Annotated in this window: 17 protein-coding genes; 10 read left to right on the forward strand and 7 right to left on the reverse strand. The window is 73.7% G+C overall.

Annotated elements, in window-relative coordinates; all coding sequences use genetic code 11:
- Positions 1–94 precede the first annotated feature (94 nt).
- Positions 95–1750: a cytochrome bc1 complex cytochrome b subunit gene (gene qcrB, locus CHR28_RS06800; protein WP_179272335.1), complete on the forward strand. Its 1656-nt coding sequence runs from the start codon at positions 95–97 to the stop codon at positions 1748–1750.
- Here qcrB and CHR28_RS06805 read toward each other — a convergent pair.
- Both CHR28_RS06805 and CHR28_RS06810 read right to left on the reverse strand, forming a co-directional pair.
- Positions 1725–2792, reverse strand: coding sequence for an acyl-CoA dehydrogenase family protein (locus CHR28_RS06805; protein WP_094052564.1), 1068 nt, complete (start codon positions 2790–2792; stop codon positions 1725–1727). The genes qcrB and CHR28_RS06805 overlap by 26 nt on opposite strands.
- Before the next feature lie 226 nt (positions 2793–3018).
- A complete protein-coding gene (locus CHR28_RS06810) occupies positions 3019–4158 on the reverse strand; it encodes an acyl-CoA dehydrogenase family protein (protein ID WP_094052565.1) in 1140 nt (379 codons plus the stop codon).
- 48 nt (positions 4159–4206) lie between these two features.
- Between CHR28_RS06810 and CHR28_RS06815 the strand changes: the two genes are divergently transcribed.
- Genes CHR28_RS06815 through CHR28_RS06825 form a run of 3 tightly spaced genes read left to right on the forward strand, consistent with a single transcriptional unit; the run spans position 4207 to position 6830 of the window.
- A complete protein-coding gene (locus CHR28_RS06815; protein WP_094052566.1) occupies positions 4207–4995 on the forward strand; it encodes an SDR family oxidoreductase in 789 nt (262 codons plus the stop codon).
- A 15-nt stretch (positions 4996–5010) separates the two neighbouring features.
- Positions 5011–5649 (forward strand): TetR/AcrR family transcriptional regulator, encoded by a 639-nt coding sequence (locus CHR28_RS06820; protein ID WP_373453329.1) that lies wholly within the window; start codon positions 5011–5013, stop codon positions 5647–5649.
- 23 nt (positions 5650–5672) lie between these two features.
- Positions 5673–6830, forward strand: coding sequence for an acetyl-CoA C-acetyltransferase (locus CHR28_RS06825; RefSeq protein ID WP_094052568.1), 1158 nt, complete (start codon positions 5673–5675; stop codon positions 6828–6830).
- Here the strand turns inward: CHR28_RS06825 and CHR28_RS06830 are convergent.
- Genes CHR28_RS06830 through CHR28_RS06845 form a run of 4 tightly spaced genes read right to left on the reverse strand, consistent with a single transcriptional unit; the run spans position 6814 to position 10158 of the window.
- Entirely contained in the window at positions 6814–7866 is a 1053-nt protein-coding gene (locus CHR28_RS06830) for an NAD(P)H-dependent flavin oxidoreductase (protein WP_094052569.1), read from the reverse strand. The two genes, CHR28_RS06825 and CHR28_RS06830, sit on opposite strands and share 17 nt — an antisense overlap.
- A complete protein-coding gene (locus CHR28_RS06835; RefSeq protein ID WP_094052570.1) occupies positions 7863–8582 on the reverse strand; it encodes a CoA-transferase subunit beta in 720 nt (239 codons plus the stop codon). The genes CHR28_RS06830 and CHR28_RS06835 overlap by 4 nt, the downstream gene beginning before the upstream one ends.
- The gene (locus tag CHR28_RS06840) at positions 8579–9415 is read right to left on the reverse strand and encodes a CoA transferase subunit A (RefSeq protein ID WP_094052571.1); all 837 of its coding nucleotides are present in this window, start codon (positions 9413–9415) and stop codon (positions 8579–8581) included. The genes CHR28_RS06835 and CHR28_RS06840 overlap by 4 nt, the downstream gene beginning before the upstream one ends.
- Complete coding sequence (locus tag CHR28_RS06845) at positions 9412–10158, reverse strand: enoyl-CoA hydratase family protein (RefSeq protein WP_094052572.1); 747 nt, start codon at positions 10156–10158, stop codon at positions 9412–9414. The genes CHR28_RS06840 and CHR28_RS06845 overlap by 4 nt, the downstream gene beginning before the upstream one ends.
- Positions 10159–10213: 55 nt before the next feature.
- Between CHR28_RS06845 and CHR28_RS06850 the strand changes: the two genes are divergently transcribed.
- Positions 10214–10978 (forward strand): SDR family oxidoreductase, encoded by a 765-nt coding sequence (locus CHR28_RS06850; RefSeq protein WP_094052573.1) that lies wholly within the window; start codon positions 10214–10216, stop codon positions 10976–10978.
- On the forward strand, positions 10975–11916 hold the full coding sequence (locus CHR28_RS06855) for an SDR family oxidoreductase (RefSeq protein WP_094052574.1): 942 nt from the start codon (positions 10975–10977) through the stop codon (positions 11914–11916). Before CHR28_RS06850 ends, CHR28_RS06855 begins: the two co-directional genes overlap by 4 nt.
- A 44-nt stretch (positions 11917–11960) precedes the next feature.
- Here CHR28_RS06855 and CHR28_RS06860 read toward each other — a convergent pair whose 3' ends face one another.
- Positions 11961–12845 carry a hypothetical protein gene (locus tag CHR28_RS06860; protein WP_094052575.1) on the reverse strand — a complete coding sequence of 295 codons (885 nt, stop codon included), beginning with the start codon at positions 12843–12845 and terminating at the stop codon, positions 11961–11963.
- Between the two features lie 122 nt (positions 12846–12967).
- Here CHR28_RS06860 and CHR28_RS06865 point away from each other — a divergent pair, with 122 nt between their 5' ends.
- The 4 genes from CHR28_RS06865 to pepN all read left to right on the forward strand — a co-directional run bounded on the left by CHR28_RS06865 (position 12968) and on the right by pepN (position 17077).
- Positions 12968–13420, forward strand: a complete 453-nt coding sequence (locus CHR28_RS06865; RefSeq protein WP_256984148.1) for a GNAT family N-acetyltransferase — start codon at positions 12968–12970, stop codon at positions 13418–13420.
- A gap of 45 nt (positions 13421–13465) precedes the next feature.
- A complete protein-coding gene (locus tag CHR28_RS06870) occupies positions 13466–13816 on the forward strand; it encodes a chorismate mutase (RefSeq protein WP_094052576.1) in 351 nt (116 codons plus the stop codon).
- Positions 13817–13968: 152 nt separating this feature from the next.
- Positions 13969–14514: a response regulator gene (locus CHR28_RS06875; RefSeq protein ID WP_094052577.1), complete on the forward strand. Its 546-nt coding sequence runs from the start codon at positions 13969–13971 to the stop codon at positions 14512–14514.
- Between the two features lie 67 nt (positions 14515–14581).
- Positions 14582–17077: an aminopeptidase N gene (pepN, locus tag CHR28_RS06880; protein ID WP_179272336.1), complete on the forward strand. Its 2496-nt coding sequence runs from the start codon at positions 14582–14584 to the stop codon at positions 17075–17077.
- Positions 17078–17242 lie beyond the last annotated feature (165 nt).

The raw sequence follows: 17242 nt of genomic DNA on the forward strand, positions 1-17242 counted from the left end.
GCTCGCTCCCTCGGCCCAACCGCCCCCACGCCCCGTTTGCACGACGGCGGCACCGTGCCACGCTGGGAAGGATCCGACGGGGAGGCGACGACGCATGGGCGACGACGGCGCACGACGGGTGTACGGGGCGGCCTCGGCCCGCAGGAGCCCGCCCGCGGGCAAGGGCGAGCGGCTGGCCGACTGGGCGGACGGCCGGCTGGGGCTCTACGCGCTGGCCAAGGCCAACATGCGCAAGGTCTTCCCGGACCACTGGTCCTTCATGCTCGGCGAGGTCACCCTCTACAGCTTCGTCGTGCTGATCCTCACCGGCGTCTACCTCACCCTGTTCTTCGAGCCGAGCATGCAGGAGGTCGTGTACCAGGGCTCGTACACGGAACTCAACGGCGTCCTGATGTCCAGGGCGTTCGAGTCCGCCCTGGACATCAGCTTCGACGTGCGCGGCGGGCTGCTGATCCGGCAGATCCACCACTGGGCGGCGCTGGTCTTCATCACCGGCATGCTGGTGCACATGATGCGGGTGTTCTTCACGGGCGCCTTCCGCAAGCCGCGCGAGCTCAACTGGGTCTTCGGCTGGACGCTGCTGATGCTCGGCATCATCACCGGCCTGACCGGCTACTCCCTCCCCGACGACCTGCTGTCCGGCACCGGCATCCGCTTCGCGCACGGGGCGATCCTGTCGATCCCCATCGTCGGCACGTACGTGGCGTTCTTCCTCTTCGGCGGGGAGTTCCCGGGCGACGACATCATCTCGCGCCTCTTCCCGGTCCATGTGCTGCTGCTGCCCGGCATCATGCTGGGCCTGGTGGCCGCCCATCTGATCCTGGTCTTCTACCACAAGCACACCCAGTTCCCCGGGCCCGGACGCCAGGAGCGGTCGGTCGTCGGCATGCCGTTCCTGCCCGTCTACATGGCCAAGGCGGGCGGCTTCTTCTTCCTCGTCTTCGGCGTGCTGACGGTGATGGGAGCCATCGCCCAGATCAACCCCGTGTGGGCCTTCGGCCCCTACCGGCCCGACCTCGTCACCACCGGCGCCCAGCCCGACTGGTACCTCGGCTTCTCCGAGGGCCTGATCCGGGTGATGCCGGGATGGGAGATCAACCTCTGGGGCCACACGCTCGTCCTCGGCGTGTTCATCCCCTTCTCGCTGTTCCCGCTGATCCTGCTCGCCCTCGGCGTCTATCCCTTCGTCGAGGCGTGGATCACCGGTGACAAGCGCGAGCACCACATCCTGGACCGGCCGCGCAACGTGCCCGTCCGCACCGGCCTGGGCGTGGCCTGGCTGACCCTGTACGCGGTGCTGCTGATCGGCGGCGGCAACGACATCGTCGCCACCCATCTGCACCTGTCCATCAACGCCATCACCTGGTTCGTGCGGATCGGCGTCTTCGTGCTGCCGGTCGTCGCGTTCCTCGTCACGAAGAAGATCTGCATGGGCCTGCAGCGCCGCGACCGCGCCAAGGTCCTGCACGGCAGGGAGACCGGCACCATCAAGCGGCTGCCGACCGGCGAGTACATCGAGGTGCACGAGCCGCTCACCCAGGCGGACCTGCACACCCTCACCCAGCACGAGCAGCACCCGCCGTACACGATCGGGCCCGAGGTCGACGCCGGGGGAGTGCGGCGCAGGGTCAAGCGGTCCCAGCGGCTGCGGGCCCGGCTCGCGCACGCCATGTTCGGGCCCGACGCGCGGATCGAGAAGCCGACGGTGGAGGAGTACCGGGAGATCACCAGCGGCGATCACGGGCACTGACGACCAGGGCCCGGCACTCCTGCGGGGAGCCCCAGGCGGTGCGCAGGGCCCGGGCCTTGCCCAGCCACAGCGACAGGTCGTACTCCGCCGTGTAGCCGATCGCGCCGTGCAGCTGCAGGGCGGTGCGGGCGGTGGCGTACGCCGCCTCGCACGCGGCGGCCTTGGCGGCGGCGACGTCGGCCGGGCGCAGGGTGAGCGCGGCGCCGAAGAGCAACGGCCGTGCGAACTCCAGGGCGATCTTCGCGTCGGCCAGCCGGTGCTTGACCGCCTGGAAGGAGCCGACGGGCACCCCGAACTGGTGGCGCCGTCCGACGTGGGCGACAGTCCGGTCCAGGAGCGCCAGACCCACGCCGAGGGCCTGGGCGGCGGTGGCCAGCCGGGCCCAGGCGAGGGCGGTGGGCGAGGGGGCGGCGAGGAGTTCGCCACCGGGGGTGAGGGGCGTCAGGCGGCGGGCGGGGTCCAGGGAGGGCCGGGCGGGGCCGTGGCCGGGGGAGCGGCGGACCCCGTCCCGTTCCCAGGTGAGCCGGAGGGTGGCGGTGTCGCCGTCGAGGGCCAGGGGGGCCTCGGGGAGGTGTGGCGCGTGCGTCCCGACCGGTCGTCGCCGCGGCCCCTCGGCAGGGCCTGGCACTCCTGCCTCTGCTTCCCGGGCCGGGGGCGGTCCCGCCGGCCCCGGCGGTGTCACCGTCGCCAGCGTCTCCCCGGACGCCAGCGCGGGCAGCAGGCGCTCGGCGGTCCCCGGGCCGGACCCGGCCAGGAGCACCGCCGCCGTGACCGTCTCCACCAGGGGGCCGGGCACCGCGTGCCGGCCCAGTTCCACGAAGGCGACGGCCAGTTCGACCGGCCGCGGCCCGAGCCCCTTGTACGCCTCCGGCACGGCCAGCGCGAACACGCCCGCCTCCGCGAGCCTCGACCACAGGGCCTGTCCGGCCGCGGGCTCGCCCCGGCCCCACGCCCGGGCCACCCTGGGGGTGTCCGCCGCCGTCAGCAGGGCGTCCAGCGAGGCGGCGAAGGCCCGCTGCTCGACATCGAGCCGAAAACGCATCACCGGCGCCCCTTCGGCTGCTTGGACAGGAGTTCGGCATCGGGAAGAGCGCGCGTCACCGGCGTCCCCTTCGGCAGCCCGGGCGGCCGTTCGGCATCGGGGAGAGGGCGCGGCACCGGCGTCCCTTCGATAGTCCGGGCAGACGTTCGGCATCGGAGAGGAAGCGCATCACCGGCGTCCCCTCCGGTAAGCCCGGGCAGGCGTTCGGCATCAGGGAGAGCGCGCATCACCGGCGTCCCTTCGGTAGTCCGAGCAGGCGTTCGGCGATGATGTCGCGCTGGATCTCGTTCGCGCCCGCGTAGACGGGGCCGGCGAGTGCGAAGACGTACCGCTGCGCCCAGTCCGTGTCGGCCTGTTCGCCCTCGGGGCCGAGCAGGTCGAGGGCCGTCTCGTGCAGCGCCAGGTCCAGCTCGGACCAGTGGACCTTGTTCAGGCTCGACTCGGGGCCGACCGCCTCGCCGTCCAGGTGGCGGCAGGCGGCCGCGTAGGTGAACAACTGGTAGGCGCGGGCGCCGATCAGCGCGTCGGCCACCCGGTCCCGCGCGGACGGCTCACCGCCCCGCTCCCGCCACAGCTCCTCCAGCCCGCGCGCGGCGGCGAGGAAACGCCCGGGGGAGCGCAGCATCAGCCCGCGTTCGTCGCCCGCGGTCGACATGGCGATGCGCCAGCCCTGGCCCGGTGCGCCGATCACGTCTTCGTCGGGGACGAAGACCTCGTCCAGGAACAGCTCCGCGAACGCCGGTTTGCCGTCCAGCCGCGCGATCGGGCGGACCGTGACACCGGGGGCGCGCAGGCCGAACATCAGGTACGTCAGGCCCTGGTGGGGCCGGGCCGCGTCCGGGTCGCTGCGGAACAGACCGAAGGCGCGGTCGGCGAACGCGGCCCGCGAGGACCACGTCTTCTGCCCGCTCAGCAGCCAGCCCCCGTCCGTGTGCACGGCCTTCGCCCGCAGTGCGGCCAGGTCCGAACCGGCCTCGGGCTCCGACCAGGCCTGCGCCCAGACCACCTCGCCGGTGGCCATCGGCGGCAGGACCCGGGCCCGCTGCTCCTCGGTGCCGTGCTCCAGCAGCGTCGGGGCGAGCAACTGGACGCCGTTCTGCCCGACGCGGCCCGGGGCGCCCGCCGCCCAGTACTCCTCCTCGAAGAGCAGCCACCGCAGCAGCCCGGCGTCCCGCCCGCCGTACCGCTCGGGCCAGTTGACGACCGACCAGCGGTCCGCGGCCAGCTCCGCCTCCCAGGCGCGGTGCGCGGCGAAGCCCTCCTCGGTCTCCAGGGAGGGCAGCGGCTCGCGCGGCACGTGCGCGTGCAGCCACCGCCGGGCCTCGGCTCGGAACTCCTCGTCCGCCGGGGAGAACTCCAGGTCCACGACCGCCCCTCCTTCCCTAACAAGTGTTTGGTAGGTTAGCGTGAGCCCATGACAGCCGTCGAGAGCCCGACCTACGTGCCCGGCCACGGCCTGCTGGCGGGGCGCACCGCCGTCGTCACCGCGGCGGCCGGCGCGGGCATCGGCGGGGCCACGGCGCGGCGCCTGCTGGAGGAGGGCGCGCGCGTGCTGGTCAGCGACGCCCACACGCGGCGGCTGAAGGAGCACGAGGCGCGGCTCACCGCCGAGTTCGGCGCGGACGCGGTCGCCGCCCTGCCCTGTGACGTCACCGACGACACGCAGGTCCGCGCCCTCTTCGACGCGGCCGTCCGCGAGCACGGACGTCTCGACATCGTGGTCAACAACGCCGGTCTCGGCGGTACGGCGGAGCTGGCCGACATGAGCGACGACCAGTGGACGCGCGTCCTGGACGTCACGCTGAACGGCACGTTCCGGTGCATGCGCGCGGCCCTGCGCCGGATGCGGGAGACCGGCGACGGCGTGATCGTCAACAACGCCTCCGTCGTGGGCTGGCGCGCCCAGGCCGGACAGGCCCACTACGCGGCGGCGAAAGCGGGCGTGATGGCGCTGACCCGGTGCGCGGCGGTCGAGGCCGCCGCCTACGGAGTACGGGTCAACGCCGTGGCACCCAGCCTCGCCCTGCATCCGCACCTGGTGAAGGTGACCACCCCCGAGCTGCTCGCCGAGCTGACCGCCCGCGAGGCGTACGGGCGGCACGCCGAGCCCTGGGAGGTGGCCAACGTGATCGTGTTCCTCGCATCCGGCTACAGTTCGTACCTGACCGGGGAAGTGGTCTCCGTCAGCAGCCGGCATCCGTAGGACGACAATGGACCCGTGCCTCCTACGAAGAAGAAACCCCAGGTGACCACCGTCGAGCCCGCCGCGAGCGCCGCCTCGGGCGATCGCCGCAGCGAACTCCTCGGCACCGCCGCCGAGGTCTTCGCCGAACAGGGCTACAACGCCACCACCGTCCGCAAGATCGCCGACCACGCGGGGATGCTCGCCGGCAGCCTCTACTACCACTTCGACTCCAAGGAGTCGATGCTGGAGGAGATCCTGCGCACCTTCCTCGACGAGCTGTGGGACGGCTACGACACCGTCCTGGGCGCCGGGCTCGGGCCGCGCGAGACGCTGCAGGCCCTGGTCACCGAGTCGTTCCGGGAGATCGACCGGCATCGCGCGGCCGTCGCGATCTACCAGAAGGAGAGCAGGCAGCTCGTGGCGCAGGAGCGGTTCGCGTTCCTCGCCGAGTCGCAGCGCCGGTTCGAGCGGGCCTGGCTGTCCACGCTGGAGCGCGGCGTCGCCGAGCGGGCCTTCCGGGCCGACCTGGACGTCCGGCTCACCTACCGGTTCGTGCGCGACACGGTGTGGGTCGCCGCCTCCTGGTACCGCCCGGGCGGACAGCACAGCCCGGAGGAGATCGCCCGGCAGTACCTGTCGATGGTGCTGGACGGGATCGCCGTACGCGAATAACCCCCAGGTGCGAGGGAGTCGTCATGGCCGAGGCCTACATCGTCGAAGCGGTGCGCACGCCCGTCGGGCGGCGCGGGGGAGGCCTGAGCGCCGTCCACCCGGCCGACCTCGGCGCGCACGTGCTCCAGGAGCTGATGACCCGCTCGGGCGCCGACCCGGCCGCCGTGGACGACGTCGTCCTCGGCTGTCTGGACGCGGTGGGGCCGCAGGCCGGGGACATCGCGCGCACCTGCTGGCTGGCCGCGGGACTGCCCGAGGAGGTGCCGGGGGTGACCGTCGACCGGCAGTGCGGCTCCTCCCAGCAGGCCGTGCACTTCGCCGCACAGGCCGTGCTGTCCGGTACGCAGGACCTGGTGGTCGCGGGCGGTGTGCAGAACATGTCGATGATCCCCATCGCCTTCGCCACCCGGCAGGCCGCCGCACCGCTCGGGCTGACGCAGGGCCCGTTCGCGGGCAGCGCGGGCTGGCGGGCCCGGTACAGGGACAAGCCCGTGAACCAGTTCGTGGGCGCCGAGATGATCGCCGCGAAGTGGGGGATCAGCCGGCAGGACCAGGAGGAGTTCGCCCTGCGCTCCCATCGGCGGGCGGTGCGGGCCGTCGACGAGGGCCGCTTCGCCCGCGAGACCGTGCCCTACGGCGAGGTCACCACCGACGAAGGGCCGCGCCGGGACACCTCCCTGGAGAAGATGGCGGCCCTCAAGCCGGTCATGGACGGCGGCACGATCACCGCCGCCTGCTCCTCGCAGGTCTCCGACGGGGCGGCGGCAATGCTGCTGGCCTCCGAACGGGCCGTGCGCGACCACGCGCTCACCCCACGCGCGCGCGTGCACCATCTCTCGGTGCGCGGCGAGGACCCGATCCGCATGCTCACCGCCCCGATCCCCGCCACCGCCCACGCCCTGAAGAAGACGGGGCTGGCCATCGACGATATCGACCTCGTCGAGATCAACGAGGCCTTCGCGCCGGTCGTCCTGGCCTGGCTGAAGGAGACCGGCGCCGACCCGGAGCGGGTCAACGTCAACGGCGGAGCCATCGCCCTCGGCCACCCGCTCGGCGCGACCGGCGTCCGGCTCATGACGACCCTGCTGCACGAACTGGAGCGCACCGGCGGCCGGTTCGGTCTGCAGACCATGTGCGAGGGCGGCGGCCAGGCCAACGTGACGATCATCGAACGGCTCTGAGCCGCTCCAGCGTCGCGTCGGCCTCGGAGATGATCCGCTCCACCAGCTCCGCGCACGACGGCAGGTCGCCGATCACCCCGGCGACCTGCCCGGAGGCCATCACCCCCAGGTCCGTACGCCCGTCCACCAGCGCGGACTTCAGCAGCATCGGCGTGTTCGCCGCGAGCAGCACCTGGCTCCAGGAGAGGTCCTTGCCGTGCTTGAGGGCGAGCCCGTCGCGGATCATCCGCCGCCACGTCAGCCCCGACAGCCGGCGGAAGCCGGACGCGTGCCGCACCGCCCGCAGCAGCGCCCGGCCCCGCCCGGCCCGCTCCAGCGCGTCCACCAGCTCCGACCGCAGCATGCGGTGCGGCAGGCCGTCCACCGCCCGGGTCACCGTCACGTCCCCGACGGCCGCCGCCAGATACCTGGCCTTCACCGCGTCCGGCACCGTCGAGTCCGACGTCAGCAGGAACCGCGTGCCCATGGCCACGCCCGCCGCCCCGTAGGCCAGGGCCGCGACCAGCCCGCGCCCGTCGAAGAACCCGCCCGCCGCGACGACCGGGATCCGCACCGCGTCCACCACCTGCGGCAGCAGCACGCTCGTGGCCACCTCGCCGGTGTGCCCGCCGCCCTCCGCGCCCTGCACCAGCACCGCGTCCGCGCCCCACGCCGCGACCTTCTCGGCGTGCCGCCGCGCCCCCACGGTCGGCATGACGACCACGCCCGCCTCCTTGAGCTCGCCGATCAGCTCCCGGGAGGGGGCCAGGGCGAAGGAGGCCACGCGGACGCCTTCCTCGACGAGGATCCGCACGCGCTCGCCCGCGTCGGCGGCGTCGGCGCGCAGATTCACCCCGAACGGCGCGTCGGTGCGGGCCCGCACCTCCCGTACGGCCGCCCGCAGCCGGCCGGGCGTCATCGTCGCCGAGGCCAGGATGCCGAGGGCGCCCGCGTTCGCCGTGGCGGCGACCAGGCGGGGGCCCGCCACCCAGCCCATCCCGGTCTGCACGATCGGATGGCGGACGCCGACGAGCCGGGTCAGGGCCGTCTCCCTCACGCGGCCACCTCCCGGACCCGGGCGCCGGCCGGGTCCAGGACCTGCCGGATCAGCCGCAGCTCCTCCGCGGTCGGGGCACGGCTCGCCGGCACCTCGTCCGGGACGGTGAGCTCGAAGCCCGTCGCCTCCCTGACCTGCCCGAGCGTGACGCCCGGGTGCAGGGAGGCCAGCCGCATCGAGCGGTCGGGGGTGGCGAAGTCGAAGACACCCAGGTCGGAGACGACCCGCGGGATGCGGTGGTAGCGCGCCCCGGCCGCACGGTCGTACCCGACGCCGCAGACCACGTCGACCCGCTCCACGAAGACGCGCCGGGAGTGCCTGGGGATCCAGTAACTCGTGGGGTTGTTCAGGGTGTTGACCGGGGCGCCGCGCACCCCCAGCAGCTGCCGCCGGGGGCGCTCGCGGTCGCCGATGCAGGAGATGTTCTGGTTGCCGAACCGGTCGAGCTGGCTCGCGCCCATCATCACGTGCCGCCGCCCGCCGGTGACCAGGTCGAGGTGCTGCCGGTAGGGCAGCCAGCCCTCCGGTGTGCCGTCCGGGCGGACGAGGAGCGCCTCGCCGTCGGTGAGCAGCAGCTCCGGCGCGAAGGTCAGCCGGGCCAGCCGCGCCCCGAGCGAGGGGATCAGCCCCATGGGACTGGCGAGCACCTCGCCGTCGCCCCGCCAGGCCTCGGCGCAGGCGACCACGCAGTACTCGGCGCGGGTGGCCCCGGTCATGTCCCCTCCCCGACGGCCGACCGGTAGGCCTGGTCGTCCCCGGCGAGGAACCGCGCGGCGAACTCGGGCCAGGGCGTGGTGGCGTACGTCCGCTGGAAGGACTCGTCCCGGCCGTAGTCGGGCGCGCAGGACGTGAAGTGGGCGCCGTGCGGGGCCTCCACCACGCCGGTGACCGTGTGCCGCTTGATCAGCAGCGTCTGCGGCGGGGCCTGCCCGGTCAGTTCGGCCGTGTCGACGATCCGTTCGCAGGAGACGTAGGCCGTGTCGGCCGCCGCGCAGAACAGGTCGTCGAAGTACGGATCGGGGCCCAGGTACTGGCCGTTGCCCGACCGGTCGGCGCGGTTGACGTGGACCAGGGCCGCGTCCAGCCGCAGGGCGGGCATCGCCACGAACGTCTCCCCGTCCTCGTACGGCGACGTGACCGTGCGCAGGTCCGGGTTGATCCGCATGACGTCCGAGCCCAGTCCGGCCCGCACCGGCAGGAACGGCAGCCGGTGCGCCGCCGCCCGCAGCCCCCACAGGAACATCGCCTCGTCCATCTCCGCCAGGGTGAGGGCGCCGCGCTCGCGGGCCGCGCGGTAGTGCGGCTCCAGCGGGATGGAGTCCAGGGTGACGAACGGCGTGACGAGCCTGCGGATCCGGCCGGCGGCGGCGAGCATGCCCACGTCCGGGCCGCCGTACGAGACCACAGTGAGATCGGTGATCCCCGACCGGAGCACCGCTCTCACCAGGGCCATCGGCTTGCGGCGGGAGCCCCAGCCGCCGATGCCGAGGGTCATGCCGCTGCGCAGCCCGGTGGCGACCTGCTCGGCGGTCGTCGTCTTGTCCCTCACCGGCGTCCCTCCTCGCCGAACCCGGCGCGCACCCGCCCGCCCACCCCGCCCAGGCCCGCCTCGAAGGTGAAGCCCTGCTCGAAGCGGTAGCTGCGGCGCACGTCGACCGGATCGATGCCGTTCAGGGCGGACTTGGCCAGACGCAGCAACTGCCCGTCCTTCGCGGCGATCTCCCGGGCCAGCCCCAGGGCGGCGGCCCGCAGACCCTCACGCGGCACGACCCGCCACACCGAGCCGTGCGCGTGCAGGTCGGCGGCGGTCGCCGTGCGCGCGGTGTAGTACAGGGCCCGCATCAGATGCTGCGGGACCAGCCGGGCCAGATGCGTGGCCGCGCCCAGCGCGCCCCGGTCCAGCTCGGGCACGCCGAAGACGGCGTCCTCGCTCGCCACGATCGCGTCCGCGTTGCCCACCAGGCCGATCCCGCCGCCCAGGCAGAACCCCTGCACCGCCGCCACCACCGGCACCGCGCAGTCGTACACCGCGCCGAAGGCCTCCGCGCAGGCGTGGTTGGCGTCGATCAGCGCGCCGTCGCCGTCCCGCTGGATCTCCTTGATGTCCACGCCCGCGTTGAAGCCCCGCCCCTCGGCCGCCAGCACCACGCACCGCACCTCCGGGTCGCGTCCGGCCGCGCGCACCGCGTCGGCGAGGGCGGACCAGCCGGCCACCGGCAGGGCGTTCACCGGCGGGAAGTCGACCGTGACGACGCAGACGCCCTTTTCCCCGCACGAGGTGGAGACACCCATGGCCGCATCAGCTACCTTTCCACCAAACGTTTGTTAGGTGGAAAGGTAGCAGCGCATGGAGCTGGACGGGAAGGTCGCCGCTGTCACGGGCGGGACCCGCGGTGTCGGCGCCGGCATCGCGCGCGCCTTCCTGCGCGCCGGGGCGCACGTGCTGGTCTGCGCCCGCCGCCCTCCCGAAGACCCGCTGCCCGGCGCCGAGTTCGTGCCCCTGGACGTGCGGGACGCCGAGGCCGTCCGGCAGTGGTGCGCCGGCCTGCCGCGGCTGGACGTCCTGGTCAACAACGCGGGCGGCGCGCCCCACCGGCTGCTCACCGAGGCGGATGCCGAGCGGCACGCGCGCGTGGTGGAGCTGAACCTCCTGGCCCCGCTGACCGTGTCCCTCGCCGCCCACGACCACCTCCGGCGCGCGCACGGCTCGATCGTCATGATCGGCAGCGTCAGCGGCGGCCGCCCCTCACCCGGCACCGCCGCCTACGGGGCCGCCAAAGCCGGCCTGGAGAGCCTCGCCCGCTCGATGGCCGTGGAGTGGGCGCCCCACATCCGGGTCAACACCCTCGTCGTCGGCATGGTCCGCACGGAGCTGTCCTCCCTCCACTACGGCGACCGGGACGGCGTCGCCGCGGTCGCCCGCACGGTCCCCCTCGGACGACTCGCCGAACCGTCCGACGTGGGCGCCGCCGCGGTGTTCCTGGCGTCCCCCGCCGCCGCCTACATCAGCGGGGCGAGCCTGCACGTGCACGGGGGCGGGGAGCGGCCCTCGTTCCTGGACGCGGCGAACGCCGTTCACGGGCCCGATGCCGACAAGGGAGAGCTGGCATGAGCGGAATCCGTGAGGGCGGGGGCGGTGAGGGCCGGGGCGGAATCTGTGAGGGCCGGGTCGTCGCCGTCACGGGCGCGGGCCGCGGACTCGGCCGCGCCCACGCGCTGGCGTTCGCGGCCGAGGGGGCGCTGGTGGTCGTCAACGACCTGGGGGTGGGCCTCGACGGCACGCCCGAGTCCGACGGCCCCGCCGCCCGGGTCGCCGAGGAGATCCGCGCGGCGGGCGGGGAGGCGGTGCCGCACTGCGGCGACATCGCCACCACCGAGGGCGCCGCCTCGCTCGTCCGGACCGCTCTGGAGACGTACGGCCGGCTCGACACCCTCGTCAACAACGCGGGCTTCCTGCGCGACCGGATGCTGGTCAACCTCGACGAGGACGACTTCGACGCCGTCGTACGCGTCCACCTCAAGGGCCACTTCCTGCCCCTGCGGCACGCGGCCGCCCACTGGCGGGCCCGGACCAAGGCGGGCCACCGCCCCGAGGCCAGGATCGTCAACACCAGCAGCGGAGCGGGCCTGCTGGGCTCCGTCGGGCAGGGCGCCTACAGCGCCGCGAAGGCCGGGATCGTCGCGCTCACCCTGGTCGCGGCGGCCGAACTGCGCCGCTACGGCGTCCAGGTCAACGCGATCGCCCCCGCCGCCCGGACCCGCATGACGGAACGGACCTTCGCCGCCACCATGGCCGCCCCCGGCACGGGTTTCGACGCGATGGCCCCGGAGAACGTCTCCCCCCTGGTCGTCTGGCTCGGCTCGGCGGCGAGCGCCGGGGTGACGGGCCGGGTCTTCGAGGCGGAGGGAGGCCGCATCACCCTGATGGAGGGCTGGCGCCCCGGCCCCGGCGCCGACAAGGGGGCACGGTGGGAACCGGCGGAGGCGGGAGCGGCGATACGCGAACTGCTGACCCGGGCGACCGCCCCCGGGCAGGTCTACGGGGCCTGAACCCCAGCTCACCCCACCCGCGGGCCCCGGGGGCCACTGGGGGCCTAGGTGTCGCACTCCAGCACGCTGCGGCACAGCGCGCAGCGGGCCCGGACGCGGCCCGCCACCGGCACCCTGATGCGCTGGTGACAGGTGGGACAGGGGAACGACACGCGCAGCCGGCCGCCCGCGTCGGGGGAGAACGCGTACCGCACCCCCGGCTGCGGCGACGCCGGTGCGTGCCGCCGGTCACGGGCGTAGCGCCGCCGGCCCGCCCAGCCCGCCGCGGTCAGCGGCGGCTGCTGCGCGTCCCGCAGGGCCACCTCCCTGCCCCGCTCGTACGCCCGGTACGCCTGCGCACTGGTGAACCACACCGACGGGTCCTCCCCGAAGACCAGCGCCCGCTTGGCCAGCACGTACCCGAACTCCTCCGGCGTGAGGTACCCCAGCTTCTGCGACGACGCCCCGTCCTCCCGATAGGCGTCCAGCAGCAGCCACCCCGCGCCCAGGTACGTCGTCGCGGTGTCGGTGAGGATCTCGTTGTCCCGCACGCCCGGGAAGGACAGGTCCAGGCGGTGCAGGTACACGTGCGTCACCTCGTGCGCCAGGGCCGCCCCGATGTCCCGCCGGTGCGTGCGGAACCGGTCGTTCAGCTCCACGAAGTACTCCGGCCCCGCCGCCAGCTCGACGTTCGCCGCCTGCCGCATCTCCCGGAAGCTGACGATCAGCCGCGCGTCGGGCAACCGGTAGTGCCGCACCAGCTCGCGCGCCACCCGCTGCGCCCCCAGATACAGGTCGTCGGTGTCGCAGAACGCCACGTCCGCCGGGAGCACACTGGCCTCGAACGTCTGGATCGTGTCGTACGACAGGCGCCTGTACAGCGCCGTGATGGCGGCCCGCACCGTCTCCAGATGCGGGTAGCCGTGCTCGACCGGCCCGTCGTTCGCCACGCCTGACCCCCAAGACGCCCGGAACCCGGTTCCACTGTACGAGGGCCGGCCGCGCCGCGGAGGCGTCCGGCCGCGGCGAAAACCGGTCGTCCGCGCCCCGGGCCGCTGGCAGAATCCGCGGCGTGACCAGCGACCAGCGCTCCACCGCCGCCGCGCTCAGCGTGGGCGGCCGGGACGACGACCTCGAAAAGCGGCTCGACGAGGAGCTGACCGCCTTCAACACCGCCGCCTGTGGCGGGGCCACCACCGAGCCGCTCTCGGTCCGCGTCACCGACGAGGCCGGCGAGCTGGCCGGCGGACTCACCGCCTGGACCTGGGGCAGCCTGTGCTCCGTCGACCTGCTCTGGGTGCGCGACGACCAGCGGCACGCCGGCTGGGGGAGCCGGCTGATGCGCGCGGCGGAGGAGGAGGCCGTACGGCGCGGCTGCACCGACATGATCGTCTCCACCTACAGCTTCCAGGCCCCCGGCTTCTACCTCCGCCTCGGCTACCGGGAACGGGGCCGCGTCGAGGGCGTGCCCGGCGGCCACGAGGACGTCCACTTCCACAAGCGGCTCCCGGTGGCCGAGGTGTGAGACGGCCCGCTGCCGTACCGCCCGATCCCCGTAGGCTGACGCCCCATGACCACCAGCAACACCCGTACCGGCGACGTCGACCCGGCCGTCCGCGAGGAGCTCGCCCGGCTGCGCGCCAGCATCGACAACATCGACGCGGCCGTCGTGCACATGCTCGCCGAGCGCTTCAAGTGCACCCAGCAGGTCGGCCACCTCAAGGCCGAACACCAGCTGCCGCCCGCCGACCCGGCCCGTGAGGCCCGCCAGATCGCGCGGCTGCGCGCCCTCGCCGAGGAGGCCAGGCTGGACCCGGCCTTCGCCGAGAAGTTCCTCAACTTCATCGTGGCCGAGGTCATCCGCCACCACGAGCGCATCGCGGACGAGGCGCTCAACGGCACGGCCGCCCCGGGCAACTGACCGCGGGACAACCGCCGGTAACCGGCCACGGGGGGAGTGACAGGGCCGCCCGCACGGGGCATGCTGCGCTGTGCACAGCATGTCAGCTGACGAGCACTGCCCGTCAGTGTCCCGCACTACTCTGGTCCTCCACGAGGGAGGGGCGTCGGGCCATGCCGTCGGATACCAGGATCCTCATCGTCGACGACCACGAGGACACGCTGTACGCGCTGGAGAGCGCCCTGGCCCCGCTGGGCTACGAGCTCGGCCGGGCCACCAGCGGCGACGAAGCACTCAAGCAGGTCCTGCGCGGCCAGGTCGGCCTGCTCCTGCTCGACGTGCGCATGCCCGGAGTCAGCGGCCTGGAGGTCGTGCGCTACATGCGGCGCGTCGAACAGACCCAGCACATCCCGGTGATCCTGCTCACCGGCTTCGGCGCCGACCAGGAACTGACCACCGCCGCCTTCGCCCTCGGCGTCGCCGACCTCGTCATGAAACCCGTGGACCCCTGGGCCCTGCGCACGAAGGTCCGCTACCTGTACGACACCCACCGGCGCCACCTCGCCCTGCAGCGCGAGGTACGGCGGCTGCGCACGCTCGTACGGGAGCACACCGACGCCGCTGCACGCCCCGCGCGCCTGCCGCGCCCCGACGCGCGCGTACCGTCCCAGCGGCCCATGGGGGCGCACGCCGGGGAGCTCGAACGAGACCGCACATAGACCGGACATTGCGCACGTACCGATCCGCCTCTGTGCCTTGCCGATGGCATCAGGCAGCATGTCACGCATGTCCGTACTGACGCGCGACGAAGCGCAGACCCGAGCCGGCCTCCTCGACGTCCACCGCTACACCATCGACCTGGACCTGACCGGCGGGGACGAGACCTTCGACTCCCACACCCTGATCGCGTTCAGCGCCCGCACGGACGGTGACACCTTCGTCGAGATCAGGCCCGCCGAGCTGCGCTCCGTCACCCTCGACGGACAGCCCCTGGACCCGGAGGCCCTGGACGGCAACCGGCTGCCCCTGAAGAACCTCACCGCCGGCGAGCACGAGCTGCGCGTGCACGCGGCCATGCGCTACTCCCGCACCGGCGAGGGCATGCACCGCTTCACGGACCCCACCGACGGCGAGACCTACGTCTACACACAGCTGTTCCTGGACGACGTGCAGCGCGTCTTCGCCGCCTTCGACCAGCCCGACCTCAAGGCCGTCTTCGAGCTGTCGGTGCGGGCCCCGCAGGGCTGGACCGTCCTCGCCAACGGCATCACCGAGCACACCGGAGACGGCCGCTGGCGGGCCGCCCCCACCCCGCCGATCTCCACCTACCTCGTCGCCGTCGCCGCCGGCCCCTGGCACTCGGTGCGCACCGAGCACCGCGGCCTGCCCTTCGGCCTGCACTGCCGGCGCTCCCTCGCCCCCCACCTGGACGCCGACGCCGACGAACTCCTCGACATCACGCGCGCGTGCTACGACCGCTACCACGAGAAGTTCGACGAGCCCTACCCCTTCGACTCCTACGACCAGGCCTTCGTCCCCGAGTTCAACGCGGGCGCCATGGAGAACCCCGGACTGGTCACCTTCCGCGACGAGTTCGTCTACCGCTCCGCCGTCACCGACACCGAGCGGCAGACCCGCGCGATCGTCATCGCCCACGAGATGGCCCACATGTGGTTCGGCGACCTCGTCACCCTCAAGTGGTGGGACGACATCTGGCTGAACGAGTCCTTCGCCGAGTACATGGGCTACCAGACCCTCGTCGAAGCGACCCGCTTCACCGACACCTGGACCGACTTCGGCGTCACCCGCAAGGCCTGGGGCTACGACGCCGACCAGCGCCCCTCCACCCACCCCGTCGCCCCCGAGGCCGTCGACGACACCGCCTCCGCGCTGCTCAACTTCGACGGCATCTCCTACGCCAAGGGCGCCGGCGCCCTGCGCCAGCTCGTCGCCTGGCTCGGCGAGAAGGACTTTCTCGCCGGCATCAACACCCACTTCGCCCGGCACAAGTTCGCCAACGCCACCCTCGCCGACTTCATCGACTCCCTCGCCGGCGCGACCGAACGCGACGTCCACGCCTGGGCCGACGCCTGGCTGCGCACCACCGGCGTCGACACCCTCACCCCGCACATCGCCCCCGGCGACCACGGCACCTGCGCCCTCACCGTCGACCGCGCCGGCAGCCGCCCGCACCGCATCGCCGTCGGCCTGTACGACCGTGACCTCGGCGACGACGGCGGCCACCTCGTGCTGCGCGAACGCCTCCACCTGGACCTCCCGCAGGACGGCGCCCAGCCCATCGGCAAGCGCCCCGCCCTGCTCCTCCTCAACGACGGCGACCTCGGCTACGCCAAGGTCCGCTTCGACCCGGAGTCCTTCGAGACCGTCCGCAAGGACCTGTCCGGCCTGCCCTCCCCGCTCACCCGGGCGGTCGTCTGGAACGCGCTGCGGGACGCCGTCCGCGACGGTGAACTCGCGCCCGGCGCCTACCTGGAGACCGCCCGCGCCCACCTCCCCCTGGAGACGGACCTCGCCATCGTCCAGGGCGTGCTGGCCTTCGCCGCCACGCACATCACCGACCGCTACCTCACGCCCGAGGAGCGCCCCGCCGCCCTCGCCACCCTGTCCGAGCTGTGCCGCGACCTCATCCGCCGCACCGAGGACGGCGACAACCCGGGCCTGCGCCTGATCGCCGTGCGCCACCGCATCGACGTGGCCGCCCACCCGGACACCATCGCCGCCTGGCTCGCCGACGGCACCGTCTCCGGCGGCCCGGAGCTCGACCCCGAGCTGCGCTGGCGCGTCCTCGCCCGGCTCGCCGTGCTCGGCGCGACCGACGAGGCCGCCATCGCCGCCGAGCTGGAACGCGACCCGAGCGCCACCGGCCAGGAGGGCGCCGCCCGCTGCCGGGCCGCGCTGCCCGACCCGGAGGCCAAGGCCCGCGCCTGGGCGGCGATGTTCGCCTCCGACGACCTGTCCAACTACCTCTTCTCGGCCACCGCCCGCGGCTTCTGGCAGCCGGAACAGGCCGACCTGGTCCGGGAGTACGTGCCGCGCTACTACGCCGACGCGGTCCCGGTCGCCGACCGCCGCGGCCCCGCGATCGCCACGGCCGTCGGCCGGGACGCGTTCCCGGCCCACGCCGTCGACGCGGACAGCCTCCGCCTGGGCGAACAGTGCCTGCGCGACACGGACCCGAGCCCGTCCCTCCGCCGCAGCCTGACAGACCAACTGGCCGACTTGGCCCGAGCCCTACGCGTACGCGAAGCCCACACGGCATAACGGCCCCAGCCCCGGCTGCCCGCCACCCCCGCGGCGGACCGACCGTCGCCTCGGCGGCGGCCCGGCCCTGGCCTAGGCGGCGGCTCGGCCCTCGCTCAGGCGGCGGGCCGGTCCTCGCCTGCCCGACGAGGGGCCCGGGGAAGGTGACCGCGACCGGGGACGGCC

It is taken from the genome of Streptomyces sp. XY006 (assembly GCF_002237655.1).
GTDB lineage: Bacteria > Actinomycetota > Actinomycetes > Streptomycetales > Streptomycetaceae > Streptomyces > Streptomyces levis.